The organism is Sphingomonas sp. GW821-FHT04B01 (genome assembly GCF_059420425.1).
The window spans coordinates 340,114-364,406 of record NZ_JBWKTR010000002.1; the positions used below are offsets into that span (position 1 = coordinate 340,114).

23 protein-coding genes are annotated in these 24,293 nt (G+C 67.8%); 13 read left to right on the top strand and 10 right to left on the bottom strand.

Going from position 1 to position 24,293, the window contains the following annotated elements:
• Positions 1–34: 34 nt before the first annotated feature.
• On the bottom strand, positions 35–2,257 hold the full coding sequence (locus AC07UH_RS07825; protein WP_495180490.1) for an LPS-assembly protein LptD: 2,223 nt from the start codon (positions 2,255–2,257) through the stop codon (positions 35–37).
• 177 nt (positions 2,258–2,434) lie between these two features.
• Between AC07UH_RS07825 and AC07UH_RS07830 the strand changes: the two genes are divergently transcribed.
• The 4 genes from AC07UH_RS07830 to AC07UH_RS07845 all read left to right on the top strand — a co-directional run bounded on the left by AC07UH_RS07830 (position 2,435) and on the right by AC07UH_RS07845 (position 5,674).
• Positions 2,435–3,907, top strand: a complete 1,473-nt coding sequence (locus tag AC07UH_RS07830) for a leucyl aminopeptidase (RefSeq protein WP_137897302.1) — start codon at positions 2,435–2,437, stop codon at positions 3,905–3,907.
• Between the two features lie 273 nt (positions 3,908–4,180).
• Entirely contained in the window at positions 4,181–4,621 is a 441-nt protein-coding gene (locus AC07UH_RS07835) for a DNA polymerase III subunit chi (protein ID WP_495180230.1), read from the top strand.
• A 112-nt stretch (positions 4,622–4,733) separates the two neighbouring features.
• Positions 4,734–5,156: a nucleoside-diphosphate kinase gene (ndk, locus tag AC07UH_RS07840; protein WP_038659321.1), complete on the top strand. Its 423-nt coding sequence runs from the start codon at positions 4,734–4,736 to the stop codon at positions 5,154–5,156.
• On the top strand, positions 5,156–5,674 hold the full coding sequence (locus tag AC07UH_RS07845; RefSeq protein ID WP_495180229.1) for a GNAT family N-acetyltransferase: 519 nt from the start codon (positions 5,156–5,158) through the stop codon (positions 5,672–5,674). Before ndk ends, AC07UH_RS07845 begins: the two co-directional genes overlap by 1 nt.
• Positions 5,675–5,906: 232 nt before the next feature.
• On the opposite strand, the gene AC07UH_RS07850 is transcribed toward AC07UH_RS07845, so the two are convergent.
• Positions 5,907–6,536, bottom strand: coding sequence for a carbonic anhydrase (locus tag AC07UH_RS07850; protein ID WP_495180228.1), 630 nt, complete (start codon positions 6,534–6,536; stop codon positions 5,907–5,909).
• A 139-nt stretch (positions 6,537–6,675) separates the two neighbouring features.
• On the opposite strand from AC07UH_RS07850, the gene lipA reads away from it, so the two are divergent.
• Both lipA and AC07UH_RS07860 read left to right on the top strand, forming a co-directional pair.
• Entirely contained in the window at positions 6,676–7,626 is a 951-nt protein-coding gene (lipA, locus tag AC07UH_RS07855) for a lipoyl synthase (RefSeq protein WP_495180227.1), read from the top strand.
• A complete protein-coding gene (locus AC07UH_RS07860; RefSeq protein WP_038659333.1) occupies positions 7,619–8,077 on the top strand; it encodes a type II toxin-antitoxin system RatA family toxin in 459 nt (152 codons plus the stop codon). The genes lipA and AC07UH_RS07860 overlap by 8 nt, the downstream gene beginning before the upstream one ends.
• On the opposite strand, the gene AC07UH_RS07865 is transcribed toward AC07UH_RS07860, so the two are convergent.
• The 3 genes from AC07UH_RS07865 to AC07UH_RS07875 are packed head-to-tail and all read right to left on the bottom strand — an operon-like array spanning position 8,038 to position 10,180.
• Positions 8,038–8,538, bottom strand: a complete 501-nt coding sequence (locus AC07UH_RS07865; RefSeq protein WP_038659336.1) for a CinA family protein — start codon at positions 8,536–8,538, stop codon at positions 8,038–8,040. The genes AC07UH_RS07860 and AC07UH_RS07865 overlap by 40 nt on opposite strands.
• Complete coding sequence (locus tag AC07UH_RS07870; RefSeq protein WP_495180226.1) at positions 8,538–9,059, bottom strand: hypothetical protein; 522 nt, start codon at positions 9,057–9,059, stop codon at positions 8,538–8,540. The genes AC07UH_RS07865 and AC07UH_RS07870 overlap by 1 nt, the downstream gene beginning before the upstream one ends.
• On the bottom strand, positions 9,056–10,180 hold the full coding sequence (locus AC07UH_RS07875) for a bifunctional 2-C-methyl-D-erythritol 4-phosphate cytidylyltransferase/2-C-methyl-D-erythritol 2,4-cyclodiphosphate synthase (RefSeq protein WP_495180225.1): 1,125 nt from the start codon (positions 10,178–10,180) through the stop codon (positions 9,056–9,058). The genes AC07UH_RS07870 and AC07UH_RS07875 overlap by 4 nt, the downstream gene beginning before the upstream one ends.
• A gap of 81 nt (positions 10,181–10,261) precedes the next feature.
• Between AC07UH_RS07875 and dusB the strand changes: the two genes are divergently transcribed.
• The 7 genes from dusB (at position 10,262) to hflX (ending at position 19,767) form a co-directional block, all read left to right on the top strand.
• Entirely contained in the window at positions 10,262–11,269 is a 1,008-nt protein-coding gene (gene dusB / locus AC07UH_RS07880; RefSeq protein ID WP_495180224.1) for a tRNA dihydrouridine synthase DusB, read from the top strand.
• Between the two features lie 7 nt (positions 11,270–11,276).
• Positions 11,277–12,338, top strand: coding sequence for a two-component system sensor histidine kinase NtrB (locus tag AC07UH_RS07885; RefSeq protein WP_495180223.1), 1,062 nt, complete (start codon positions 11,277–11,279; stop codon positions 12,336–12,338).
• On the top strand, positions 12,335–13,750 hold the full coding sequence (gene ntrC, locus AC07UH_RS07890) for a nitrogen regulation protein NR(I) (RefSeq protein WP_038659351.1): 1,416 nt from the start codon (positions 12,335–12,337) through the stop codon (positions 13,748–13,750). The genes AC07UH_RS07885 and ntrC overlap by 4 nt, the downstream gene beginning before the upstream one ends.
• A 514-nt stretch (positions 13,751–14,264) precedes the next feature.
• On the top strand, positions 14,265–16,490 hold the full coding sequence (locus tag AC07UH_RS07895) for a sensor histidine kinase (protein WP_495189835.1): 2,226 nt from the start codon (positions 14,265–14,267) through the stop codon (positions 16,488–16,490).
• Positions 16,491–16,493: 3 nt separating this feature from the next.
• Complete coding sequence (gene ntrX, locus AC07UH_RS07900) at positions 16,494–17,870, top strand: nitrogen assimilation response regulator NtrX (protein WP_038659353.1); 1,377 nt, start codon at positions 16,494–16,496, stop codon at positions 17,868–17,870.
• A 122-nt stretch (positions 17,871–17,992) separates the two neighbouring features.
• The gene (hfq, locus tag AC07UH_RS07905) at positions 17,993–18,478 is read left to right on the top strand and encodes an RNA chaperone Hfq (RefSeq protein ID WP_038659355.1); all 486 of its coding nucleotides are present in this window, start codon (positions 17,993–17,995) and stop codon (positions 18,476–18,478) included.
• A 2-nt stretch (positions 18,479–18,480) separates the two neighbouring features.
• A complete protein-coding gene (gene hflX, locus AC07UH_RS07910; RefSeq protein WP_495180221.1) occupies positions 18,481–19,767 on the top strand; it encodes a GTPase HflX in 1,287 nt (428 codons plus the stop codon).
• A gap of 9 nt (positions 19,768–19,776) precedes the next feature.
• On the opposite strand, the gene mazG is transcribed toward hflX, so the two are convergent.
• Genes mazG through metG form a run of 5 tightly spaced genes read right to left on the bottom strand, consistent with a single transcriptional unit; the run spans position 19,777 to position 24,253 of the window.
• A complete protein-coding gene (mazG, locus tag AC07UH_RS07915; protein WP_495180220.1) occupies positions 19,777–20,508 on the bottom strand; it encodes a nucleoside triphosphate pyrophosphohydrolase in 732 nt (243 codons plus the stop codon).
• Positions 20,509–20,551: 43 nt separating this feature from the next.
• Entirely contained in the window at positions 20,552–21,169 is a 618-nt protein-coding gene (locus tag AC07UH_RS07920; protein WP_495180219.1) for a retropepsin-like aspartic protease family protein, read from the bottom strand.
• Positions 21,166–21,930, bottom strand: coding sequence for an MBL fold metallo-hydrolase (locus tag AC07UH_RS07925; RefSeq protein WP_495180218.1), 765 nt, complete (start codon positions 21,928–21,930; stop codon positions 21,166–21,168). The genes AC07UH_RS07920 and AC07UH_RS07925 overlap by 4 nt, the downstream gene beginning before the upstream one ends.
• A complete protein-coding gene (locus tag AC07UH_RS07930) occupies positions 21,927–22,703 on the bottom strand; it encodes a TatD family hydrolase (protein ID WP_495180489.1) in 777 nt (258 codons plus the stop codon). Before AC07UH_RS07930 ends, AC07UH_RS07925 begins: the two co-directional genes overlap by 4 nt.
• Entirely contained in the window at positions 22,703–24,253 is a 1,551-nt protein-coding gene (gene metG, locus AC07UH_RS07935) for a methionine--tRNA ligase (protein ID WP_495180217.1), read from the bottom strand. The genes AC07UH_RS07930 and metG overlap by 1 nt, the downstream gene beginning before the upstream one ends.
• Positions 24,254–24,293: the final 40 nt, after the last annotated feature.

Consider the following 24,293-nt stretch of genomic DNA (forward strand, 5'->3'; position numbering starts at 1 on the left):
TTCCGGTCATGCCCCGATCCATCTGAACTGCGGCTTAGCGACCGAGGTTGGTCAAGGCCAGCGTCAACAGGAAGCTGTTGCCCGAGCGCGCGTCGCCCGTATCCTGATAGTCGCGCCGCCACGTCATGCCGAGCCGCAGGCAGTCGTCCTCATATTGGACGCCGAGCCGGTGGCGGATCGGATCGAAGCCGTCGGACAGCGACTGCGGGTCCTCGCTGCGGTCGGTGAGGTCGATGACGGTCGAGCCGAACACCGACCAGAAGCGCGCGAACTGCACGCGGCCGGCGAGCCGCACCTCCTCGCGATCCTGGAGATCCTCGATCGCCGGGAAGATGTTGCGGTTGAGCCGCAGATAGCCGGCGAGGACATAGGTCGAGCGCGAGCCGATCGTCGCATCCACCTCGTTGCGGCGCACCGCAAGGCCGTCCTTGTCGAGCCGGTAGCGGTGGATGATCGAGACGAAGTCGCGGATGCGCAGCGTCGTGCGCCCGACGAAGTCGGAAAAGCGGTCGCTCAGCCCGGTACCGCTCGGCAGGATCGTCGGCCGCTCCGACAGGCGATAGCTCTGGCCGATCACCGTGTCGAAGGTCATGCCGGGCACCGCCACCGCCCATTCCGCGCCATAGGTGGCGCGGCTGCTGTCCTCCCACCGGTCGTAGCCGGCGAAGCGGTTGAGCGCGAACAGGTTCGAATCCTCCAGGTCGACCGCACGCGCATCCTCGTTGGGCACGTCGAGATTGGCGACCTTGGGGCTGGCGACGATCTGCAACCGCGGCGTCAGCCGCTGCGTGCCGCCGAGGAACTCGCCGACGAACGGCCATTTGATGTCCGCCGCCAGCGCGCCGATCGCGCGCGCCTGGAAGCCGTCGATGCCGCGATAGCTGGCGACCGTCGTCAGCAGCGAATTGTGCGTGTTATAGGCGTCGGCGCGGGCGTAGGCGGTGAACGTCACCTCCTGGCCCCAGTTGGTCAGCCGCCGCAGGTCCCATTGCCCGGCGACGAACGCGCGCTGCGTGTCCTGTCCCTCGGTACGGGTGATCGCCAGCGTGTTCGCCTGCAACTGCAATTTGCCGCCGGCGAGATCGATCCGCTTGCGGAAGTCCATCTCGGGCAGCGCGATCGGCTGGTTGCCCTGCGGATCGTTGACCCGCAGCGTCTGAATGTACCAGCCGGTCAGCGCGAAATAGGTGTTGGGATCGATCCGCTCGAGCGAGGCGGTGGTGCGCAGCCGGTCGTCGCGCGAGATGTCGTAGCGGCGCAGGAAGGTGCGGTCGCTGGCGATGCGCGCCGATCCGCTGACGCTCCAATTGGGGGTCAATTGGTAGCGTGCGATGCCGTCGATATAGCCGCGGAACGCGCGTTCGGTATCGGTCGGCGTCACCGTGTTGAGATCGTCGCTGCGCCGGCTCTCGGTGACGTAGCCGGTCACCTGGAACGCGCCGTTGGTGCCGAGCGCCTCGTAGCGCGCCTGCATCATCGGCAGCACCGCGGAGAAGACGTGCGGGGTGAGCGTCAGCCCCTTGTTGGGCGCCAGCCGGAAATAATAAGGCGTCACCAGTTCGAGGCCGTTGACCCGGTCGAGCTGGAGGTCGGGCGCGAGCAGGCCGCTTTCCGAACCGCCGCCGACCGGCATCGAGAAAGCGGGCAGGGGGAGCGCCGGCAAGCCGAACAGGTGGAACTGGCCGCCACCGAAATAGACGCGCTCGCGATCGGGCCGATAGGTGATCCGCACCGCGGTGATCTGCCACGACGGCGTCTTCGGGCAGCCTTCGGAGGTCTGCACCGCGCACGGCGTATACGCCGCCTTGTCGAGCTGCATCGAGCCGTCGGTGCGGCGCGTGCCGCGCTCCGCCGCCATCCGGCCGCCCTGTTCGAGCACGACCAGCATGTTCTGGACGACCCCGTCCTTCAGCGAATCGGTCAGCTCGATCGAATCGCCGTAGGCGACGTCGCCCTGCGGATTGGTGACCGCGATGTTGCCGGTCGCGACGACCTTGCCGGTCTTGCGGTTCCACACCACCTTGTCGGCGCGCAGCCGGTCGCCCTGGCGGAACATCCGCACCTCGTCGAGCGCGGTGACCATGTCGGCGTTGCTGTCATAGTCGAGACTGCCGGCGCTGAACTGCACCTGATCGTCGCCGGCGGGCGTCGCCAAGGCGGGATCGCTCGCCGGTGGCGGCGCGACCGGGCGGTTCTGCAGGTCCTGCGCCGCCGCCGGTGCGACGAGGAGGGCCGCGGCGAGCGCACAGCCGGCCATAAGGTCGAAACGCAACACGATTATCCGAATACCCTTTCGGCGTGGCCGGCCCCGCCCTGAACGGCGCCGCACCCCACGCCCGCCTATCGCATCACCCGCGCGGCGCTGCAATCGTTGTGCTTGCCGCCCGGCGACCTTAGATCATGCGCCTGTTCTCGTCCCAGGAAGTCACCCTATATGCAGATCGCCTTCTCGTCCGCCGCTTCCACCGCCCCTGCGATCCTCGCGCTGCCGATCGAGAAGGATCTCGCCGGCCGTGCCAGCTGGGCGGGGCTCGGCGACGGGCATCAGGCGCTCGCCACCGCCGCGGCCCGCGCCGCGCGCTTCGACGGCGAGGCCGGCGCGATCGTCGAGCTGTTCGTCGCCGAGGGCGACGCCACGCGCCAGGTGCTGCTGCTCGGCGTCGGTGCCAATGGCGAGGCGGATTGGGAGAAAGCGGGCGGCGCGCTCGTCGCGAGATTGCTCACCTCCGGCGCCACCGAGGTTACCACCGATCTTTCCGCCGCCAGCCCGACCGCGAAGGCCGCCGCGCGCTTCGCCGCCGCCGCCGCGCAGCGCGCGTGGCGCTTCGACCAATATCGCACCAAGCTGCCCGAAAAGCAGAAGCCGACGCTCGCCACGCTGACCATCGTCGGCGCCCCCGCCGACACCGACGCCGCCTGGGCGGCGCAGCATGCGGTCACCCAGGGTCTCGACCTCACCCGCAACCTCGTCGCCGCGCCGCCCAACATCCTCTATCCCGAAAGCTTCGTCGAACAGGTCCGCGCCAGCGTCGAAGGGCTGGGGCTCGAGATCATCATCGTCGACGAGGCGGAGATGGCTGAACTCGGCATGGGCGCGCTGCTCGGCGTCAGCCAGGGCTCGGTGCGCGAGGCGCGCATCCTCGCGCTTAAGTGGAACGGGGCGGGCGAGGGCGATCCGTCGCTCGCGCTGGTCGGCAAGGGCGTGACCTTCGACACCGGCGGCATCTCGCTCAAGCCAGGCGCGGGCATGGAGGACATGAAGTGGGACATGGGCGGCGCCGGCGCGGTCGCCGGCACGATGAAGGCGCTCGCCGCGCGTAAGGCGAAGCTCAACGTCGTCGGCGTGATGGGACTCGTCGAGAACATGCCCGACGGCAACGCACAGCGTCCCGGCGACGTCGTCACCTCGATGTCCGGCCAGACGATCGAGATCCTCAACACCGACGCCGAGGGCCGGCTGGTGCTCGCCGACGCGATCACCTGGACGCAGAAGACCTTCCGTCCGAAGACGATCATCGATCTCGCCACGCTGACCGGCGCGATGATCGTCAGCCTCGGCAACGAATATGGCGGCGTCTTCGCCAATGACGACGGCCTCGCCGACACGCTGCTCGCCGCCGGCCTCGCGACCGGCGACAAATTGTGGCGCTTCCCGTTGTCGGACGCCTACAACAAGCTGATCGACTCGCCGATCGCCGACATGAAGAACGTCGGCCCGCGCGGCGCCGGCTCGATCACTGCGGCGCAGTTCATCCAGCGCTTCGTCGACGAGGGCGTCGCCTGGGCGCATCTCGACATCGCCGGCATGGTGTGGAGCGACAAGGCCGGCGCCACCTACGACAAGGGCGCCACCGGCTACGGCGTCCGCCTCCTCGACCGCGCCATCGCCGATCATTTCGAAGCCTGACCGCCGTTGCGCCCCTTCCTGCACGGGAGGGGCAGAGCTGGTGCAGATCGCTGATCGGGACGGCGCGACCGTCCTCACACGCCCCGTCATGCCGGACCTGATCCGGCATCCCGCTTCTCCCTATCGTCGGTAGAAGCGGGACCCCGGGGCATGCCCGGGGTGACGAAGCGCATTTGAAAGCGACCGCCGTAGCTCCCCCCAACCACCGACCGCACCGACCCACGCGTCACCACGAGGGGTGACGTCGCCGCACCGCCACGCTACCCCGGCCCGATGCAGGTCGACTTCTACCATCTCACCGCAACCCCGCTCGACCGCGCGCTGCCGCAGATCGCCGCGAAGGTGGTCGAGACCGGCAACCGGCTGCTGATCGTCAGCGCCCGCGACGAGCAGCGCGCCGAACTCGACCGGTTGCTCTGGGTCTATCGGCCCGACAGCTTCCTGCCGCACGCCCAGCTCGGCGCCGGCGACGACGCCCGCCAGCCGATCCTCATCGCACCCGAGGTTCGCGCCGCGAACGGCGCCCGCTACGTCGCGCTGGTCGACGGCGAATGGCGCGACGCCGCGCTCGACTTCGACCGCGCCTTCCATGTCTTCGAGGACGAGTTCATCCGCCCGGCGCGCGACGCGTGGCGCGCGCTCGGCGGTCGCGACGGCGTCGAGCGGCGCTATTGGAAACAGAATGACGCCGGCCGCTGGGAACAGGCGGCCTAGGTCGCGGTCCGGCGCCGGTTTCGCTACCCCGCCGAAGCGGTTGCAAAGCCGGCGCCCCCCGACTAGGGCGGCGCCACTTTCCGCCCGTTCAAGACAGGAGCCCGTGACCATCATGGCCGCGAACCGTACCTTTTCGATCATCAAGCCCGATGCCACCCGCCGCAACCTGACCGGTGCGGTCACCAAGATGCTCGAAGAGGCCGGCCTGCGCGTCGTCGCGTCCAAGCGCATCCAGATGACCCGCGAGCAGGCCGAGGGCTTCTACGCCGTCCACCGCGAGCGTCCGTTCTTCAACGACCTCGTCAGCTTCATGATCTCCGGTCCGGTCGTCGTGCAGGTGCTCGAGGGCGAGAATGCCATGCAGCGCAACCGCGACATCATGGGCGCGACCAATCCGGCGAACGCCGAGCCCGGCACGATCCGCAAGGAACTCGCCGAGTCGATCGAGGCGAACAGCGTGCACGGCTCGGATTCGGACGAGAATGCCGAAATCGAGATCGCCTATTTCTTCAAGCCCGAAGAGATCGTCGGCTGATGACCTGGCGGCTGCGGCGCGCGTCCCCGGAGGATGCGCCCGCGGTCGCACTGGTGGCGGCCGCAAGCTTTCTCACCACCTTCGCCGGCATCCTCGACGGTGCCGACATCGTCGCGCATGTCGCGAAGCACAGTTCGGCCGAGCGCTTCGCCGCATGGACGAACGATCCGGCCAGCGTGGTGACGCTCGCCGAGCATCCCGATGGCGCCGCGCCGGTCGGCTATACGTTGCTCACCACGCCCCATTTGCCGCTGACGATCTATGCGGGCGATATCGAACTCCGCCGCATCTATACGCTGCCGGCCGCTTATGGCTCGGGCCTCGGGCAGGCGCTGATGGCGCGCGCGGTCGACGACGCGCGGGTGATGGGCAGGACCCGCCTGCTCCTCGGCGTCTACGGCGGCAACGATCGCGCGCGGCGCTTCTACGAACGACAGGGCTTCGCGATCGCCGGCCGCCGCCAATATCGGGTCGGCGCGACGCTGTGCGACGACTTCATCTACGCGCGATCACTTTAAATCCTCCCCCGCCAGAGCAGGGCTATCGCATTTGGCCCTCCGTGGGATTCGGAGTACATTCCAAGCCCACTCCGTCACCCCGGACTTGATCCGGGGTCCCGCTTCTCCGGACGGTGCGAAGAAGCGGGATGCCGGATCAAGTCCGGCATGACGGAATAGGAATGCCGTCGCTACACTCCAAATGGTCAACTGCGATTGCCCTGCTCGCCCGGGCGAGGGCTGAATCATTTCGTCACGCCGGTGCGAACACCCCGTCGTCGTCCATCACGTGCAGCTGGCCGTCAGCGATCGCGAAATACGCCCCGCGCAGCTTGAGCGTGCCCGCGGCCTCGCGGTCCGCGACGAACGGGAAGGTGCGCAGGTTGGCGATGCTGACCCGCACCGCTTCATGCTCCAGTTCGCGCTTCGCATCGGCGCCGTCGCCGAACTCCGCCTTCACCTTGTCGCGCGCATCGTCGAGCAGCCCGACCCAGTCGGAGATGAAGCCGCCTTCGCCCGGCTTGCTGTCCTTGAACCCGCCCGACAGCGCCGCGGCGCAACCGCCGCACGACGCGTGGCCCATCACCACCACTTCGGGCACCTCGAGCTGCGTCACCGCGAATTCCACCGCGGCGGAGACGCCGTGATAGCCCTTGCTCGTCTCGAACGGCGGCACGAGGTTGGCGACGTTGCGTACCGTGAAGATCTCGCCCGGCGCGACGTCGAAGATCTGCATCGGGTCGACGCGGCTGTCCGAACAGGCGACTACCATCACCTTGGGGTCCTGGCCCTGGCTGAGCTGGCTCCAGCGCTCGCGCTGTTCGGTCCAGCCATTGGCGCGGAACCGGCGATAGCCTTCGACCATATCGGCGAAATCGGTCATTGTACCTCCATCATGTGTCCGTTTCGGCTGCTATAACGCATATTTGCGGGGAGGGTCCCCCCGACGCGCGGCGGGCAAAGCTTCTTCACAAACGGCATGACGGTTGTTCACAAACCCGGGAGTCGCTATCTCGCGGATCATGAACGAGATGACCCCGCTCGCCCGTCCGGAACGCCTGCGCAAGCCCGACTGGATCCGCGTCAAGGCGCCGACCAGCGCCGGCTTCGCCGCGACGCGCGAATTGATGCGTTCGAAAAGCCTGACCACCGTCTGCGAAGAGGCGGCCTGTCCGAATATCGGCGAATGCTGGTCGAAGAAGCATGCGACGGTGATGATCCTCGGCGACACCTGCACGCGGGCCTGCGCCTTCTGCAACGTCAAGACCGGCATGCCCCGCGCGGTCGATCCGATGGAGCCCAACAACGTCGCCGATGCCGCGGCGCAGATGGGCCTCGAACATATCGTCGTCACCTCGGTCGATCGTGACGATCTGCCCGACGGCGGCGCGAAGCAGTTCGTCAAGGTGATCGAGGCGATCCGCCGGTCGAACCCGAAGACGACGATCGAGATCCTGACCCCCGACTTCCGCAACAAGCACGAGGCGGCGGTCGAGGCGATCGTCGCGGCGCGCCCCGACGTCTACAACCACAATCTCGAGACGGTGCCGCGGCTCTATCCGACGATCCGGCCCGGCGCGCGCTATTATGCGTCGATCCGCCTGCTGGAGAGCGTCAAGAAGCTCGATCCGTCGATCTTCACCAAGTCCGGCGTCATGCTCGGCCTCGGCGAACAGCGGCTCGAAGTGCATCAGGTGATGGACGACATGCGCTCGGCGGACATCGATTTCCTGACGATGGGCCAGTATCTCCAGCCGACGCCGCGCCACGCCAAGGTCGCCGAATTCGTCACGCCCAAGGCGTTCGACAGCTATGCCGCGATTGCGCGCGCCAAGGGGTTCCTGCTGGTCGCTTCGTCGCCGCTGACCCGGTCGAGCTATCACGCCGGCGACGATTTCGCGAAGATGCGCGATGCCCGTGCCGCCAAGCTCGCCCAGGGCGCGGTCGCGCCGACCGCGAGCGTTCGTGCCTAAACATTCCGAGACGCGCCATCTGCCCTACACGCCGGAGCAGATGTTCGACATGGTCGCCGACGTGAAGCGCTACCCGGAGTTCCTGCCCTGGGTCAGCGCGATGCGCGTGCGCCAGGACAGCGACACAGCGACGCTCGCCGACATGATCGTCGGCTTCAAGGGGCTGCGCGAGACCTTCACCTCGAAGGTCGAGAAGACGCGTGCCGAGACGATCCATGTCGAATATGTCGATGGGCCGCTGAAATATCTGCACAATGACTGGCGCTTCCGCCCCGAGGCGGGCGGCTGCGCGGTCGATTTCGCGGTCGACTTCCAGTTCAAGAACCGGATGTTCGAGATGCTGGCGGGGCAGGTGTTCGGCGTCGCGCTGCGCCGGATGATCGGCGCGTTCGAGGATCGCGCCAAGGTCCTCTACGGCAGCAGCAGTTCGAGCGCGACCAGCGCCGCCTGAAGCCGGATTCCGCCGCGGCCGAGATCGCCGAACGCCTTGCGATCGGCATGGACGTCGGACGGATCGCCGCCCTTCTCGGCGCGCGCGAAGACGACGGTGCCGACCGGTTTTTTGATCGAGCCGCCGCCCGGCCCGGCGACGCCGGTGATCGCCACCGCGACGTCCGCGCCGCTGTTGGCGAGTGCGCCCTGCGCCATGCTCCACGCCACCGCGATCGATACCGCGCCGAACGTCTCGAGCACGTCGCTGTTCACCTTAAGCAGCTTCATCTTGGCGTCGTTCGAATAGGTGACGAAACCCGCACCGAACACGTCGGACGAGCCCGGCACCTCGGTGATCGCCGCGGCGACCAGCCCGCCGGTGCAGCTTTCCGCGACGGCGATCGTGCGGCCGGCGGCGCGGTTCGCCTCGACGACGCGGGTCGCCGCCTCGATCAGCTCGCGGGGAAGGACGGTGTCCATCAGCGTTGGCCCTCCGGGCAAAGCGGCAGGTCGGGCACCGCGATCGCCTTGCCCTTCGCCTTCTCCGCCTTGAAATAGCGCAAGGTGGTGACGATCACCCCCGCGGTGTTCTGCGGCGGCAGCGGCGCGAGCTGGGTGACGAAGCGGTCGATCGTCCCGCAGTCCGCCGGATTGATCCGCCCAACCAGCAACGGCGCCAGCGCCGCGGTGAGCAACGGCCGCGCGAATTCCGACTGGAGCAGCGAATCGATCATCGGATCGGACAGTTTGACGATCGCCGCGCGCGCATTCGGCCAGGCACGGTCCGCGGCGTCGCGGTAGCGGCCGAGAAACTCGCTGTCCGTCCGCCGGATCAGGCTGGAGGAGGGCAGGCGCGTCGTGCAGATGATCCCGGTCTGCTGGATGATGTCGGGCAGCGCCACCAGCGTCATCGCCTCCGCCTCGGGCGTGGTGATGCAGCGCGATTGCGCCTCTGCCGACGAGGCGGCGAGCAGCGCGACGATCGCGACCAGCGCCCTCATCGCGGCAGGCTCACGGTCGCGACCGCCTGCGCGGCGATGCCCTCGCCGCGGCCGGTGAAGCCGAGCCGCTCGGTCGTCGTCGCCTTGATGCTCACCCGATTCTCGCTCAGGCCGAGCAGCGCACCGATCCGCGCGCGCATCGCCTCGCGATGCGGCCCGATCTTGGGCGCCTCGCAAATCAGCGTCAGGTCGACGAAGTCGATCCGGCCGCCCTTGTCGGCGATCAGCGTCGCGGCATGCTGCAGGAATTGCGCCGAATCGGCGCCCTTCCACTGTGGGTCGGAAGGCGGAAAGTGCGTCCCGATATCCCCCGCCGCGATCGTCCCGAGCAACGCATCGGTCAGCGCATGCAGGGCGACATCGGCGTCGCTATGGCCGGACAGCCCCTTGTCGTGCGGGATCAGCACCCCGCCGAGCCACAATTCCTCGCCCGCCTCGAGCCGGTGCACGTCAAACCCCGACGCGCTGCGCGTCTCCCGGGTCACACGCGCTTCTGCGGCGGCGAAATCGTCTGGATGCGTTACCTTGTCGAGCATCGCATCGCCCTGCACCAAAGCGACGCTCCCGCCAAGCCGCCGCACCATCTGCGCGTCGTCGGTCGCCTCGTCGGCCGCCGGCCAGCCGGCATGCGCCGCGCGCAGGGCGTCGACGCGAAAGCCCTGCGGCGTCTGCACCCGCACCAAGCCGTCGCGCGGCACCACCGCGCCGTCGCGTACCAACGTATCCGCCACCGCCAGCACCGGCATCGCCGCCTCCGCCTCGTCGAGCGCCGCCAGCACGCGGTCGATCACCGCCGCCGGCACGAACGGCCGCGCCGCATCGTGGACCAGCACTCGCGCGCCGCTCACCGCCGCCAGCCCGCGCGCCACCGACTCGCGCCGCGTCGCGCCGCCCACCACCGTCGGTACGTCGCCGAGGGCCGCTTCGGCCATCGCCTCGGCCCCCGCGGCGATCACCACCACCACCTCGTCCACCGCGGGATGGCGGGCGAAGGCGGCATAGGCATGCGCGAGCAGCGGCTTGCCCGCCACCATCGCATATTGTTTGGGGAGCGCGCCGCCGGCACGCGAGCCGCTGCCCGCCGCCACGATCAGCGCCGTCGTCGAAGGTCGATCCGTCATCGCGTCGCTCTAGCCGCCCGCCCGCAACCTTGCCAGCACCGCCGCAAGCCGCTAGGGAGATGCCCAATTTTCAGGCAGATCATGGCAGCTCTCACGCCCATCCAGATCGGTCCCGTGCGGATCGACCAGCCCGTCGTCCTGGCGCCGATGACCGGCGTCACCGACATGCCGTTCCGCACGCTCGTGCGCCGCTACGGCTCGGGTCTCAACGTCACCGAGATGATCGCCAGTCAGGCGGCGATCCGCGAGACCCGCCAGTCGATCCAGAAGGCGGCGTGGCATCTGTCCGAAGAGCCCGTCTCGATGCAGCTCGTCGGCTGCACCCCCTATGAGATGGCGGAGGCGGCGAAGCTCGCCGAGGATCGCGGCGCCGCGATCATCGACATCAACATGGGCTGCCCGGTGCGCAAGGTCACCAACGGCGACGCCGGGTCGGCGCTGATGCGCGACCTCAAGCTTGCCGCGCAACTCGTCGATGCGGTGGTCAAGGCGGTCAAGGCGCCGGTCACGCTCAAGATGCGGATGGGCTGGGATCTCGACAGCCTCAACGCGCCCGAACTCTCGCGCATCGCGCAGGATCTCGGCGTGCAGCTCATCACCGTCCACGGCCGCACGCGCAACCAGATGTACAAGGGCCAGGCCGACTGGCGCTTCATCCGCACCGTCAAGGATGCGGTGACGATCCCGGTCATCGCCAACGGCGACATCTGCACGATCGACGACGCCGTCGCCGCGCTCGACCAGTCGGGCGCCGACGGCATCATGATCGGCCGCGGTGCCTATGGCCGCCCGTGGCTGCTCGGCCAGGTGATGGAGTTTCTCGCCACCGGCCAGCGTCGTCCCGACCCGTCGCTCGACGAACAATATCGCGTCATCACCGAGCATTACGATGCGATGCTTGACCATTATGGCGACGTCACCGGCGTCAACATGGCACGCAAGCATATCGGCTGGTACACCAAGGGGCTGACCGGCTCGGCCGAGTTCCGCAACGCGGTCAACCAGCAGCCCGACGCCGCGGTGGTCAAGCGCATGCTCGCCGACTTCTACGCGCCGCATCGCGATCAACCGATCCGGCAGGCCGCCTGACGCGTCGATGGAGCAACGCACCGGCTACACCTCCGGCCGGCCCGGTTTCGCCGAGCTGTTCGCGGCGCTGCCGGTCGCGGTCGTGGTGGTCGATCCCGACGATCGCATCGCGCATGCCAATGGCTTCGCCGAACAACTGCTCAACATTTCCGAACGGGTGATGTGCGGCCAGCCGCTCGCGGCGATCCTGCCGCCGCCCGCCGCGGACGACCGCCGCGACGGACAGGGCTTCGCCTTCTACGACACCGAGATCGCGACGCCGCACGGCCCGAAGATCCGCGTCGATTTCGTCGAGGCGGCGGTCCCCGACCATCCCGGCTGGCGCGCGATCACGCTCCACACCGCCGCCAGTACCCGCGGCCTCACCCAGACCGGTCGCAGCGCCGGCGCGCGCGCGGCGAGCGGCGCCGCGGCGATGCTGGCGCATGAGATCAAGAACCCGCTGTCGGGCATCCGCGGCGCCGCGCAATTGCTCGGCACCGGCGAGCTGACCACGCTGATCGTCACCGAGGTCGACCGCATCGCCGCGCTGATCGACCGGATGCAGGATTTTAGCGACACCCGCCCGCTGCCGATCGTGCCGGAGAACATCTATCCGCTGATCGGCCACGCCCGCCGCCTCGCGCTCGCCGGCTTCGCGCGCGGCGTCGCGATCGAGGAGCGGTTCGACCCGTCGCTGCCGCCCGCCGCGATCAATCGCGACGCGCTGCTGCAAATCCTCATAAACCTTCTCAAGAACGCGGTCGAAGCCAGTCGATCGGTACGCAATCCGCGCATCCTCATCACCACGGCCTATCGTCACGGCATGTCGGTGGCGGCCGCCCCCGGCAAGCCGCGCACGCCGCTGCCGATCGAGATCTGCGTGATCGACAACGGTCCCGGCGCCCCCGCCGATATCGCCGACCATCTGTTCGACGCCTTCGTCTCGGGTCGGCCGGAGGGGCAGGGGCTCGGCCTCGCGCTGGTCGACAAACTGGTCCGCGACATGGGCGGCATCGTCCAATATGCCCGCGAAGGAACCCCGGAAATGACGACGCTCCGCCTCCTGCTGCCGCGCGCCGCGGCATGACCCGCATCCTCGTCGTCGACGACGATGCCGCGATCCGTACCGTCGTCGCGCAGGCGCTGCGCCGTGCCGGCCATGACGTGCAGACCGCCGAGACGCTGGCGCAGGTCGACCGCATGCTCGCTACCCGCGTCCCCGACGTGCTGATCACCGACGTCATCCTGCCAGACGGCGACGGCATCGCCCGCGCCAAGGAGATCGGCGAGCGCCTGCCGCAACTGCCGATCATAATCCTCTCGGCGCAGAACACGCTGACCACCGCGGTGCGCGCGGCCGAGGTCGGGGCGTATGAATATCTCCCCAAGCCGTTCGACCTCGACGATCTCACCCGCGCGGTGACCGGCGCGCTCGCCCGCGGCGCGGTGATGCCGCAGCCAGAGGCGAGCGAGGACCCGGCGCTGCCGCTGATCGGCCGCTCGCCGGCGATGCAGGACGTCTATCGCATCATCGCGCGCGTGCTCTCCAACGACCTCACCGTATTGATCTCGGGCGAATCGGGCACCGGCAAGGAACTGGTCGCGCGCGCGATCCACGATCTCGGCGCCCGCCGCGCCGCGCCCTTCGTCGCGATCAACATGGCGGCGATCCCGCGCGAGCTGATCGAGGCGGAATTGTTCGGTCACGAACGCGGCGCCTTCACCGGCGCTGCCGTGCGCAACGCCGGCCGCTTCGAACAGGCCGCCGGCGGCACGCTCTTCCTCGACGAGATCGGCGACATGCCGATGGAGGCGCAGACGCGGCTGCTCCGCGTCCTCCAGTCGGGCGAGTTCACCACCGTGGGCGGCGCGCGGACGATGCGCGCCGATGTCCGCGTCGTCGCCGCCACCAACCGCGACCTCACCCAGCAGGTCGCCTCCGGCCAGTTCCGCGAGGATCTCTTCTACCGGCTCAACGTCGTGCCGATCGCACTGCCGGCGCTGCGCGAACGGCGGCAGGACATTCCGTTGCTCGCCCGCCATTTTCTCGAAATGGCGGCGGCGCAGGGCCTGCCGCGCCGTCAGCTCAGCGATGCGGCGCAGGCATCGCTCACCGCGCACGACTGGCCCGGCAACGTCCGCGAGCTCGAAAATCTGATGCGCCGTCTGGCGGTGCTCGCCCGCGACGAACTGATCGACGCCGCGACGATCCGCGACCTACTCGGCGCCCCCGGCACCAGCGGCGAGACATCCGATCCCGGCATCGCCGAAGCGGTCCGTCATCTGGTCGAGCGTATCGCCCGCGAGCGTCCCGGCGCACTCGACGACGGCACGCTCTACGACCGCGTCATCGGCGAGGTCGAACGCCCGCTGATCGAGGCGATGCTCGCCCGCCACGCCGGCAACCAGCTCCGCGCGGCGCGCGCGCTCGGCCTCAACCGCAACACGTTGCGCAAGCGACTGGACACATTGGGCATCAGCGCACGGGCGGAGGAATGACGGAATAGGGCCTCGTCGTCCGGAACGCCAATCGTTCATTAGAGCCTGCCGTGTTCCAAGCTTCCCCCGTCACCCCGGACTTGTTCCGGGGTCCACCCTGCGGCGAGGAGAACGGCTTGAGGCGACCCCGCTCTCCTGCGGACCCGTGGACCCCGGAACGAGCCCGGGGTGACGAATCTAGCGAGGAAACCAATCGAGCCTCATCGGCGCCGCCAGATGCGATTGCCCGGGGTTCGAAAGGAAAGCGGGATCGGTTCACGCGGAGGCGCGGAGGCGCGGAGGCGCGCAGATGAACCGCCCGCGGCATCGTGGCCTGTTACCGCCAGGGGTGCGATCGAAAGCGCTGCCGCCGCACCGGGGGCGACACCTCCGCGCCTCCGCGCCTCCGCGCCTCCGCGTGAACAAAGTCACGCCCCACCAGCGACGCCCCGCTCATCTTACTGTCACCACAAACCACCGTTGCCGATAAATTATGTGGTTTCCGTGCAACAATCCACGTTGTACGAAGGGTCGAATGAACGCGGCCCCCATGCCCGATCTGATCGCACCCGCCCCGGACCGCCGGCTGCGCATCACGCCCGCCGTCGAGGCGCTGGTGCTCGTGCTAGCCATCGCCATCGCGACGGCGACCTATTTCGTCATCACCGGCAGCAGCAAGCCGGCACAGCCGCTCTCCCCGCCCGCGATCGCCTCGCTGCTCGTCGCCAACCTCGTCCCCAGTATCGCGTTGCTGATGCTGCTCGGCCGCCGCATCGCCCGCAAGCGCGCCGCGGCGTCGCTGGTCGGCGGGGAGGGGGTCCTCCACGTCCGGCTGGTGGCGATCTTTTCGATCATTGCCGCCGTCCCGGCGTTGCTCGTCACTGTCTTTGCCTCGCTGCTCTTCCAGATCGGCGTCGAATTCTGGTCCTCCGACCGGGCCAGCGGCATGCTGGAGAACGCCCGCAAGCTGGTCGGCGAAAACTATCAACGGGAGGCGAACCGGGTCATCTCGCAGGTGCAGGCGATGAGCGGCGATCTCGCCATCGAACTCAGGACCCATGCGATCGACAGCGCATTTTTCCAGAATGCGCTGCTGCTCCAGACCTATCGGCGTGAGCAGTCGGAGGCGATGATCATCGGCCGCGACGATAGCGATCCCCTGATCGTCCTCAATCCCTACGACAAGCCGCTTCAGAACGTCGTTACGCCTGCGGTCGAACAAGCGATCGACAAGGGGGCACGCTACGTACTCGTCCGCAACGACGACCGGATCGGTGCCGTCGTCCCGATTGCCTACGGCAATGGCGCCTATCTGTATTCGTCACGCATCTTCGACCCGCAGCTTGCCAGCCAGATCCGCCGCGGCGATGCGATCATCCGCGATTATCAGGCGCTGCAGAGCCGCTCACGCGCGTTGCAGCTCAAGTTCAACGCCGCGCTGCTGATCCTATCGCTGCTCATCGTGGGCATCGCGGTCTGGGCGGCGTTGGCGGTGGCCGACCGACTCGTCCGCCCGGTCGCCGAGCTGGTGGGGGCCGCGCGCAAGGTGGCCACCGGCGATCTCACCGCGCGGGTTCCCGACCCGCGTCGCAAGGACGAAGTCGGCACGCTCGCCAACGCCTTCAACCAGATGACCGGCCGCCTGCAGGAGCAGAACAGCGCCTTGGTCACCGCCAACGACCAGCTCGAGAATCGCCGCGCACTGATCGAGGCGGTGATGGCCGGCGTGTCCGCCGGCGTCGTCGCCACCGCCGAGGACGGCACGATCCGCCTCGCCAACCGCTCCGCCACCGAATTGATCGGGACGGGGGCGGACGGGCTGATCGGCCGGCCGCTGACCACCATCGCGCCCGAACTCGCCGACCTCGTCCTCGGCCACGAGCGCGAGGCGATCGTCCAGGTCATCCGCAACGGCGAGACCCGGACGCTCGCGGTGCGCATCGCGCGCACCGATGCCGGTCCGATCCTCACCTTCGACGACATCACCCAGCAATTGCTCGACCAGCGCCGCGCCGCCTGGTCGGACGTCGCGCGGCGGATCGCGCATGAGATCAAGAACCCGCTCACCCCGATTCAGCTCGCCGCCGAGCGCCTCCAGCGCCGCTACGGCAGCAAGATCGATCCCGCCGACACCACCTTCGCGCGGCTCACCGACACGATCGTCCGCCAGGTCGGCGACCTGCGCCGGATGGTCGACGAGTTCTCGTCCTTCGCGCGGATGCCCAAGCCGGTGTTCCGCGAGGAATCGCTCGTCGACATCGCCCGGCAGGCGCTGTTCCTGCACGAGGTCGCGCACCCCAATATCCGTTTCGAGCTCGACCACAGCATCCCCGCACCCACGCTCGTCTGCGACCGCCGCCAGCTCGGCCAGGCGTTCACGAACATCGTCAAGAACGCCGTAGAAGCCATTGAAAGCAAAGGCGAAAGTGGTGGATCCGTGATGATGCATGTGCGTGAGGATAGTGATGTTACGACGGTCGAGCTCGCCGACACCGGCGTCGGCCTGCCGCCCGACCGCGACCGGATCGTCGAACCCTATATGACGACGCGCGCCCGCGGCACCGGCCTCGGCCTCGCGATCGTCAAGAAGATCGTCGAGGAGCATCACGGCACCATGACCTTCGCCGACCGCGACGGCGGGGGGACCGTCGTCCGCATGACCTTCGACGCCGCGGCGCTCGCCGCCCTCGACCAGGGGGCCGCGGCGCCCGAGCCGGCTGACGAAGGCCAGCTCGCCGCCCTCACACGCAATCGGAATTAAGACATGCCGCTCGACATCCTCGTCGTCGACGACGAACACGACATCCGCGAACTGGTCGCCGGCGTCCTCGAAGACGAAGGCTATGAGACCCGCTCCGCCGCCAACAGCGACGCGACGCTCGAGGCGATCGCCACCCGCCGCCCGTCGCTGGTGCTGCTCGACGTCTGGCTCCAGGGCTCGCGGCTCGACGGACTGGAACTGCTCGACGAGATCAAGCGCCGCGATCCGTCGATCCCGGTGCTCGTCATCTCGGGCCACGGCAATCTCGACACCGCCGTCGCCGCGATCCGTCGCGGCGCCAGCGACTTCATCGAAAAGCCGTTCGAGGCGGAGCGCCTGTTGCTGCTGGTCGCCCGTGCGACCGAGACCGAGCGCCTGCGCCGCGAGGTCGCCAGCCTGCGCGTCTCGGCGGGGCGCGAGAGCGACCTCACCGGCAGCTCGGGCGCGATCAACGGCGTCCGCGCGACGCTCAAGCGCGTCGCCGCCACCGGCAGCCGCGTGCTGATCATGGGCCCCGCCGGCGTCGGCAAGGAGGTCGCCGCACGCCTGCTCCATGGCTGGAGCAACCGCGCGCAGGCGCCCTTCGTCATCGTCAGCGCCGCCCGCATGACCCCCGAACGCGTCGAGGAGGAGCTGTTCGGCGTCGAGGAAAGCGGCGACCTCGTCCGCCCCGGCCTGCTCGAACAGGCGCATGGCGGCACCTTGTTCCTCGACGAGATCGCCGACATGCCGGTCGCGACGCAGGCGCGTATCCTGCGCGTGCTCACCGACCAGAGCTTCAGCCGCATCGGCGGCACGCGGATCGTCAAGGTCGACGTCCGCGTCGTGTCCGCCACCTCGCGCGACCTGACGCACGAGATCGCCGAGGGCCGCTTCCGCGAGGACCTCTATTACCGCCTCAACGTCGTCCCCGTCGTGCTGCCGGCCCTGTCCGAACGCCGCGAGGACATTCCAGCGCTGGTCGAGCATTTCATGGCGCATTATGCCGCCGATCGCCGCGTGCCGACGCCCGAGATCGCGCCCGACGCGATGGTCGCGCTGCAATCCTACGATTGGCCAGGCAACGTCCGCCAGCTCCGCAACGTCGTCGAGCGGACGATCATCCTCGCCCCCGGCGACCGCATCGGCCGCATCGATCTCGACCTGCTTCCCGCCGAAGTACTCGGCGATCAGGGCGATCTCGGCAGCGGGGGCGGGGGCGCGATCATGGGCGCGCCGCTCCGCGAGGCGCGCGAGACGTTCGAGCGCGAATATCTCCGCGTGCAGATCCGCCGCTTCTCGGGCAACATCAGCCGCACCGCGAGCTTCATCGGCATGGAGCGCTCGGCGCTCCACCGGAAGCTCAAGCTGCTTGGCATCACCGACGTGCGCGAGGATTGAGCGCTGGACGAAGCGCTCCTTCGTTCATAGATGCAAGGTGCCGCCCGACCCGGGCGGCGATCCGACGCCGGGAAACGGCGCGATAGCGGGCAAACGGCTCGCCAAAAACCGAAAGGCTCATCATGGCCGAAAAACAAGGGTCCCTGCAGGACCTCTTCCTCAATGCCCTTCGCCGCTCAAAGACCCCGGTGACCATGTTCCTGGTCAAGGGCGTCAAATTGCAGGGCATCGTCACCTGGTTCGACAATTTCTCGGTGCTGCTGCGCCGCGACGGCCAGTCCCAGCTCATCTACAAGCACGCCATCTCGACGATCATGCCGTCGGGACCGATGGATATCGCCGCGCTGATCGAGTCGGTCGGCGAGGCGCAGCGCAAACAGCCGCTGTTGCAGGAGATCTTCCTCAACGCGGTGCGCAAGTCCGAGGATTCGGTGACGATGTTCCTGATCAACGGCGTCATGCTGCAGGGCCAGATCGCCGGCTTCGACCTGTTCTGCATGCTTCTCCAGCGCGAAGGTATGGCGCAGCTCGTCTACAAGCACGCCGTGTCGACGATCCAGCCGGCGCGCGCGCTCAACCTTGCCGATGACGGGGAGACGGAAGACTGACCGTGACCAATGGCTTCAATCGCGATCGTGACGATTTCGCCCGCGGCGGCCGCACGCTGATCGTCCTGCCCGACCAGGGCGATGCGCATCGCGATGCCGACGCCCGGCTCGACGAGACCGCGGGGCTGGCCGCTGCGATCGGTCTCGTCGTGACCGAAAAGGTCGCGGTGCGGGTGAGGGCGCCCAAGGCGGCGACGCTGATCGGCAGTGGGCAGGTCGAGCAGCTTGCGGTGCAGGTCCGCCAGAACGAGGCCGACCTCGTCGTCTTCGACGCGAGCCTGACACCCGTGCAACAGCGCAATCTCGAAACCGCGCTCGAAGCCAAGGTGATCGACCGTACCGGTCTGATCCTCGAGATTTTCGGCGAACGCGCCGCCACCGCCGAAGGGCGATTGCAAGTCGAACTCGCGCATCTCGACTATCAGGCCGGGCGGCTGGTACGCAGCTGGACCCATCTCGAGCGGCAGCGCGGCGGGTTCGGCTTCCTCGGCGGTCCCGGCGAAACGCAGATCGAGGCCGACCGGCGGCTGATCCGCGACCGTATGGCACGGCTGCGGCGCGAGCTGGAGCAGGTCAGTCGCACCCGCGGCCTGCATCGCGACCGGCGCCAGCGCGCGCCGTGGCCGATCATCGCGCTCGTCGGCTATACCAATGCCGGCAAGTCGACGCTGTTCAATCGGCTGACCGGCGCGCATGTCATGGCCGAAGACCTGCTGTTCGCGACGCTCGACCCGACGTTGCGGCAGATCTCGCTGCCAGGGATCGACAAGGCGATCCTTTCGGACACGGTGGGCTTCGTCTCCGACCTGCCGACGCAGCTCGTCGCCGCTTTTCAGGCGACGCTGGAGGAAGTGGTGTCGGCCGATCTGCTGATCCACGTCCGCGATATCGCGCATCCCGAGAGCGAGGCGCAGCGCAGCGACGTCGAAGCGGTGCTCGCCGAGATCGGCGTGTCCGAACTGACGCCGCGCTTCGAGGCGTGGAACAAGCTCGATCTGCTCGATCCCGAGCGGCACGAGGATGTGCTGGTCGAGGCGGGGCATCGCGACGATGTCGTCGCCATCTCGGCGCTCAGCGGGGAGGGGATCGACGATCTGATCGAACAGGTCGCCGCCAAGCTCACCGCCGGCCATCGCCGCTATTGGATCACGCTCGACGCCGGCGACGGGGCGGGGGCGGCCTGGCTCCACGCGCATGGCGAGGTACTCGGCCAGATGAGCGAGGATCTTCAGACGCAATATGAGGTTCGCCTCGCAGAGCGCGATTACGAACGCTTTTTGCAGCGGTGAGGGGGCGACCTAGCCGCGCTTCACCCGCTGCCAGAGCGCTTCCTTGTCGTCGAGGCTGAGCGCCGGAAAGCTCTCGCCGGCGATCGCCTCCATCGCCCGGAAGCGGCGTTCGAACTTGGCATTGCCGCGGCGCAGTGCCGTTTCCGGATCGACGCCGAGATGCCGCGCCCAATTGACCGCAGCGAAGAGCAGATCACCGATCTCGTCTTCGATTTCATCGCCGGTCGCGGCATCGACCTCTTCGATTTCTTCGTGCAGTTTCGCGCGGGAACCGTCTGCGTGGGGCCAGTCGAAGCCGACACGGGCGGCACGCTTCTGGAGCTTCACTGCGCGCATCAACGCCGGCAGCCCGGCAGCGACGCCTGCCAGCGCACTCGCATCGCTCTTGCCGCTGCGCTCGGCCGCCTTGAGTTCCTCCCAGCCGGGGCTCTGCGCCGCATCGCCGAAGATATGGGGGTGGCGACGTTCCATCTTCTCGCTGATCGACGCCACGACATCGTCAAGCGTGAAGGCGCCGGCTTCCTCGGCGATCCGGCTGTGAAAGACGACCTGAAGCAACAGGTCGCCGAGCTCGTCCTTGAGATCGGCCGCATCGTCGCGGGCGATCGCGTCGGCGACCTCATAGGCTTCCTCGATCGTGTACGGCGCGATCGTCGCCCAGGTCTGCGCGACGTCCCAGTCGCAGCCACGCTCGGGATCGCGCAGCCGCGCCATGATCGCTACCAGCCGTTCAACCGTCATGCGCCCCCTCTCACCGACCCAAGACTAGGATCGATAATAGACATTATGTAAAATTTTGATGGTGGTGTGGTTCGAGGATCAGCGTCTGCCCCTCGACCCGCCACGAGTTCAGCTTGGACAGGAAGTTCATGCCCAGCACGTCGGTATCGCCGAATGCCGGCGAGACGACGACGCGGAGGCCACGCGCGGCGATATCGCCCAGCCGCAATTCGCGGACCGTCGCGGTCTGCGCGCTGATCTGGCCATTGGCGGTGTTGAGGATCATCGGGAACGCGCTGTTGCGCACGTCGAGCGCGGCGGCCTGCGCGGTGCGCGTCGACAGCGCGGTCACCGTCGCGCCGCTGTCGATCAGCATCCGCCGCGGGACACCGTCCAGCGTCACCCGCGCCCAGAAATGCCCGTCGGCGGCCATGCGAATCCGCGTCTCGCGCCCGACGACCGTCTGGTCGGCGATCTTCAGCACGCTGGCGATCCGCTGCAGATACGGATCGAACCGTTCGCGCTGGCCGACGACGATGACGAGCAGACCGATGATGAGCGCCCAACTTGCCAGCGACAGGACGATGCGGAGGATCGGGACGCGTCGGGCGATCAACGCCGAAATCGGGAGGATGAGCAGCACCAGATAGAAGAGCGCCGAGCCGCCCAGATCCGTGTTCATGGCGTGAATTCGAGTCCGTCGTAGCCAGGTTCGACGCCTGGCGGCAGCGTCGCCATCAACGTCGCATAATCCATACTATGGTCCATATGTATGAAGGCTGACCGCCCCGGGCGAAGCTGTTCGATCCAGTCGAGCACCGCCGGTACGTCGGGATGCGTCGGGTGCGGCGCATAGCGCAGCGCATCGACGATCCAGACGTCGAGCCCTGTATAAAGCGCGCGCATCGCCGGAGTGAGTTCGTGAAAGTCGGTGGCATAGCCGACCACCGCGTCGCCGGCGGAAAACCGCAGTCCGGCCGAGGTGATATGGCCATGCGGCTGGTCGACCACGTCAATCGTGATGCTGCCGATCGTCAGTCGATCGGGCAGCTCCGCCGCCTGTAGCGTCGGCGGATACCCCTGCCGGCCGGCGAAGACATAGGTGAACTTTTCGTGCAAGGCCGCCAGCGTCGTCGGCCGGGCGAAGCCTTGTACGGGTCTGCCGAGCGCATGGTAGATCTGGCGGACATCGTCGATGCCGTGACAGTGATCGGCGTGATCGTGCGTCCAGATGATCGCATCGACCGCCGCAACGTCGGCGGCAAGCAATTGCTCGCGCATGTCGGGCCCGGTATCGATGAGAATGCGCGTCCCGTCATGCTCGACCAGCAGCGACGCGCGGGTACGCCGGTTGCGTGGTTCGCCGGGGTCGCAGGCGCCCCAATCGTTGCCGATCCGCGGCACGCCAGACGAGGTGCCCGAGCCGAGGATACGGACCTTCACCGCTGTGCTTTATTGAACAAGGTGAAGAAGTTGTCGGCGGTTCTTGCGGCCAGCTCCTCAAGTGGCTCGCCGCGCAGCTTGGCAAGAAAGGCGGCCGTATCGGCGACGAAGGCCGGTTCGCCCGGCTTGCCGCGATTGGGCACCGGCGCGAGGAACGGCGCGTCGGTCTCGATCAGCAAGCGGTCGATCGGCAGCCGTGCGGCGGTCTCTTGCAGATCGCGCGCGTTCTTGAACGTCACGATTCCCGAAATCGAGATATAGAAGCCCAGATCAAGGGCCGTGTCGGCGAACGCTCCGCTCGCGGTGAAGCAATGGATGACGCCGCGATAGGCCCCCTGCTCCATCTCGTCGCGCAGGATCGCCAGCGTATCCTCCTCCGCGTCGCGGGTGTGGACGATTAATGGCAATCCCGTCTCGCGACAGGCGGCGATATGCGTGCGGAAGCTCGCCTGCTGCCGTGCCCGATCGGAATGCTCGTAGTAATAATCCAGTCCCGACTCACCGATCGCGACGACACGCGGATGCGCAGCGCGATCGACCAGCGTCGCGCGACCGACGTCGGGGTAGGCGTCGGCCTCGTTGGGGTGGATGCCGATCGCGGCCCAGACGTCGGGCTCGCGCTCTGCGGTGGCGACCACCGCATCCCATTCGCTCTCGCGCGTCGAAATGTTGAGCATCGCTCCGACGCCCCTCGCCCGCGCCCGGGCCAGCACCTCGCCCTGCTGCTCGAACACGCCCTTGTAGTTGAGGTGGCAGTGGCTGTCGGCGAACATCATTCCGTCACCGGCAGCTCGAGCCGCGGGAAGACCGGCGACGGGGGTGCGATCACGAAGCCGGACGCCGCCTGACGCGCATACCAGCCGTCATCGTCGATCGCGGCGTGATCGCGCGCATCGGCGCCGATTTGGTCGAGCACCTTGGCCGCCGCATCCGGCACCACCGGCAGGATCGCGATTGCCAACATCCGGATCGCGCGGACGAGCGTGCCGAGCACGGCATGCATCCGCTCGGGGTCGGTCTTGCGCAGCGCCCAGGGTGCCTGCGCATCGATATATTGGTTGCAGGCGAACACGCCGCGCATCCACGCCTCGATCCCCTGGCTCAGCATCAGATCGTCGAACGCGGTCTTGAGCCCAGCACAGGCGACGACGATCTCCTCGATCAGCATCGCATCGGCGGGATCGCTGCGGCCCGCATCGGGTAACGCACCGCCGAGGTTCTTGGCGATGAACGACAGCGTCCGCTGTGCGAGATTGCCGAAGCTATTGGCGAGCTCCGCGTTGACCCGCGTCACGATCGCCTCGGCCGAATAGCTGCCGTCCTGCCCGAAGCTGACCTCGCGGAGCAGGAAATAGCGGACCGCATCGACGCCGAACGCCTGCGTCAGCTCGTCGGGGCTGACGACATTGCCGACCGATTTCGACATCTTCTCGCCGCGATGGAGCACGAAGCCATGCGCGAACACCTGTTTCGGGATCGGCAGGTTCGCCGACATCAGGAACGCCGGCCAGTAGACGGTGTGAAAGCGCGTGATATCCTTACCGATCAGATGCAGATCGGCCGGCCAGAAGCGCGCCAGCGCTTCGCTGTCGTCCGGATAGCCGGCACCGGTCAGATAATTGGTCAGCGCATCGACCCAGACGTACATGACGTGGCCGGGGCTGTCCGGCACCGGCACGCCCCAGTCGAAGCTGGTCCGCGACACCGACAGGTCGGACAGGCCGCCCTCGACGAAGCGCATCACCTCGTTCCGCCGAGTTTCCGGACGGATGAAATCGGGATTGGCGGCGTATAGGTCGAGCAAGGGCTGCTGGTATTTCGACAGGCGGAAGAACCACGTCTCCTCCGCGGTCCATTCGACCGGCGTGCCCTGCGGCGAGAGGCGCTGCCCCCCCTCCCCGTCGATCAGCTCCTTCTCGTCGTAAAAGGCTTCGTCGCGAACCGAATACCAGCCCTCGTAGCGGTCGAGATATAGGTCGCCGCTGTCGCGCATCGCGCGCCAGATCGCCTGGCTCGCGGCATAATGAGCCGGCTCGACGGTGCGGATGAACCGATCGTAGGAGATGTTAAGTGTGTCCGCCATTTCGCTGAAATGGGACGACATTTCGTCAGCGAAAGCGCGCACCTCGACGCCCCGGGCCCGCGCCGTCTGCGCCATCTTGAGGCCATGCTCGTCGGTGCCGGTCTGAAAGCGGACGTCGCGGCCCGCCTGCCGCTGGAAGCGCGCGATCGCGTCGGCGGCGATCATCTCATAGGCATGGCCGATATGCGGACGCCCGTTCGGGTAATGGATCGCGGTGGTGATATAATAAGGATCGGCCATGCCGGGCCTCCTAGTCGATCCTCCGGGCGAGGTGAAGCGG

Excerpts from the sequence above, each read along its gene's own strand:
- AC07UH_RS07825 (WP_495180490.1), bottom strand. The coding sequence starts at position 2,257 with ATGGCCGGCTGTGCGCTCGCCGCGGCCCTCCTCGTCGCACCGGCGGCG.
- AC07UH_RS07830 (WP_137897302.1), top strand. The coding sequence starts at position 2,435 with ATGCAGATCGCCTTCTCGTCCGCCGCTTCCACCGCCCCTGCGATCCTC.
- AC07UH_RS07835 (WP_495180230.1), top strand. The coding sequence starts at position 4,181 with ATGCAGGTCGACTTCTACCATCTCACCGCAACCCCGCTCGACCGCGCG.
- ndk (WP_038659321.1), top strand. The coding sequence starts at position 4,734 with ATGGCCGCGAACCGTACCTTTTCGATCATCAAGCCCGATGCCACCCGC.
- AC07UH_RS07845 (WP_495180229.1), top strand. The coding sequence starts at position 5,156 with ATGACCTGGCGGCTGCGGCGCGCGTCCCCGGAGGATGCGCCCGCGGTC.
- AC07UH_RS07850 (WP_495180228.1), bottom strand. The coding sequence starts at position 6,536 with ATGACCGATTTCGCCGATATGGTCGAAGGCTATCGCCGGTTCCGCGCC.
- lipA (WP_495180227.1), top strand. The coding sequence starts at position 6,676 with ATGAACGAGATGACCCCGCTCGCCCGTCCGGAACGCCTGCGCAAGCCC.
- AC07UH_RS07865 (WP_038659336.1), bottom strand. The coding sequence starts at position 8,538 with ATGGACACCGTCCTTCCCCGCGAGCTGATCGAGGCGGCGACCCGCGTC.
- AC07UH_RS07870 (WP_495180226.1), bottom strand. The coding sequence starts at position 9,059 with ATGAGGGCGCTGGTCGCGATCGTCGCGCTGCTCGCCGCCTCGTCGGCA.
- AC07UH_RS07875 (WP_495180225.1), bottom strand. The coding sequence starts at position 10,180 with ATGACGGATCGACCTTCGACGACGGCGCTGATCGTGGCGGCGGGCAGC.
- dusB (WP_495180224.1), top strand. The coding sequence starts at position 10,262 with ATGGCAGCTCTCACGCCCATCCAGATCGGTCCCGTGCGGATCGACCAG.
- AC07UH_RS07885 (WP_495180223.1), top strand. The coding sequence starts at position 11,277 with ATGGAGCAACGCACCGGCTACACCTCCGGCCGGCCCGGTTTCGCCGAG.
- ntrC (WP_038659351.1), top strand. The coding sequence starts at position 12,335 with ATGACCCGCATCCTCGTCGTCGACGACGATGCCGCGATCCGTACCGTC.
- AC07UH_RS07895 (WP_495189835.1), top strand. The coding sequence starts at position 14,265 with ATGAACGCGGCCCCCATGCCCGATCTGATCGCACCCGCCCCGGACCGC.
- ntrX (WP_038659353.1), top strand. The coding sequence starts at position 16,494 with ATGCCGCTCGACATCCTCGTCGTCGACGACGAACACGACATCCGCGAA.
- hfq (WP_038659355.1), top strand. The coding sequence starts at position 17,993 with ATGGCCGAAAAACAAGGGTCCCTGCAGGACCTCTTCCTCAATGCCCTT.
- mazG (WP_495180220.1), bottom strand. The coding sequence starts at position 20,508 with ATGACGGTTGAACGGCTGGTAGCGATCATGGCGCGGCTGCGCGATCCC.
- AC07UH_RS07920 (WP_495180219.1), bottom strand. The coding sequence starts at position 21,169 with ATGAACACGGATCTGGGCGGCTCGGCGCTCTTCTATCTGGTGCTGCTC.
- AC07UH_RS07930 (WP_495180489.1), bottom strand. The coding sequence starts at position 22,703 with ATGTTCGCCGACAGCCACTGCCACCTCAACTACAAGGGCGTGTTCGAG.
- metG (WP_495180217.1), bottom strand. The coding sequence starts at position 24,253 with ATGGCCGATCCTTATTATATCACCACCGCGATCCATTACCCGAACGGG.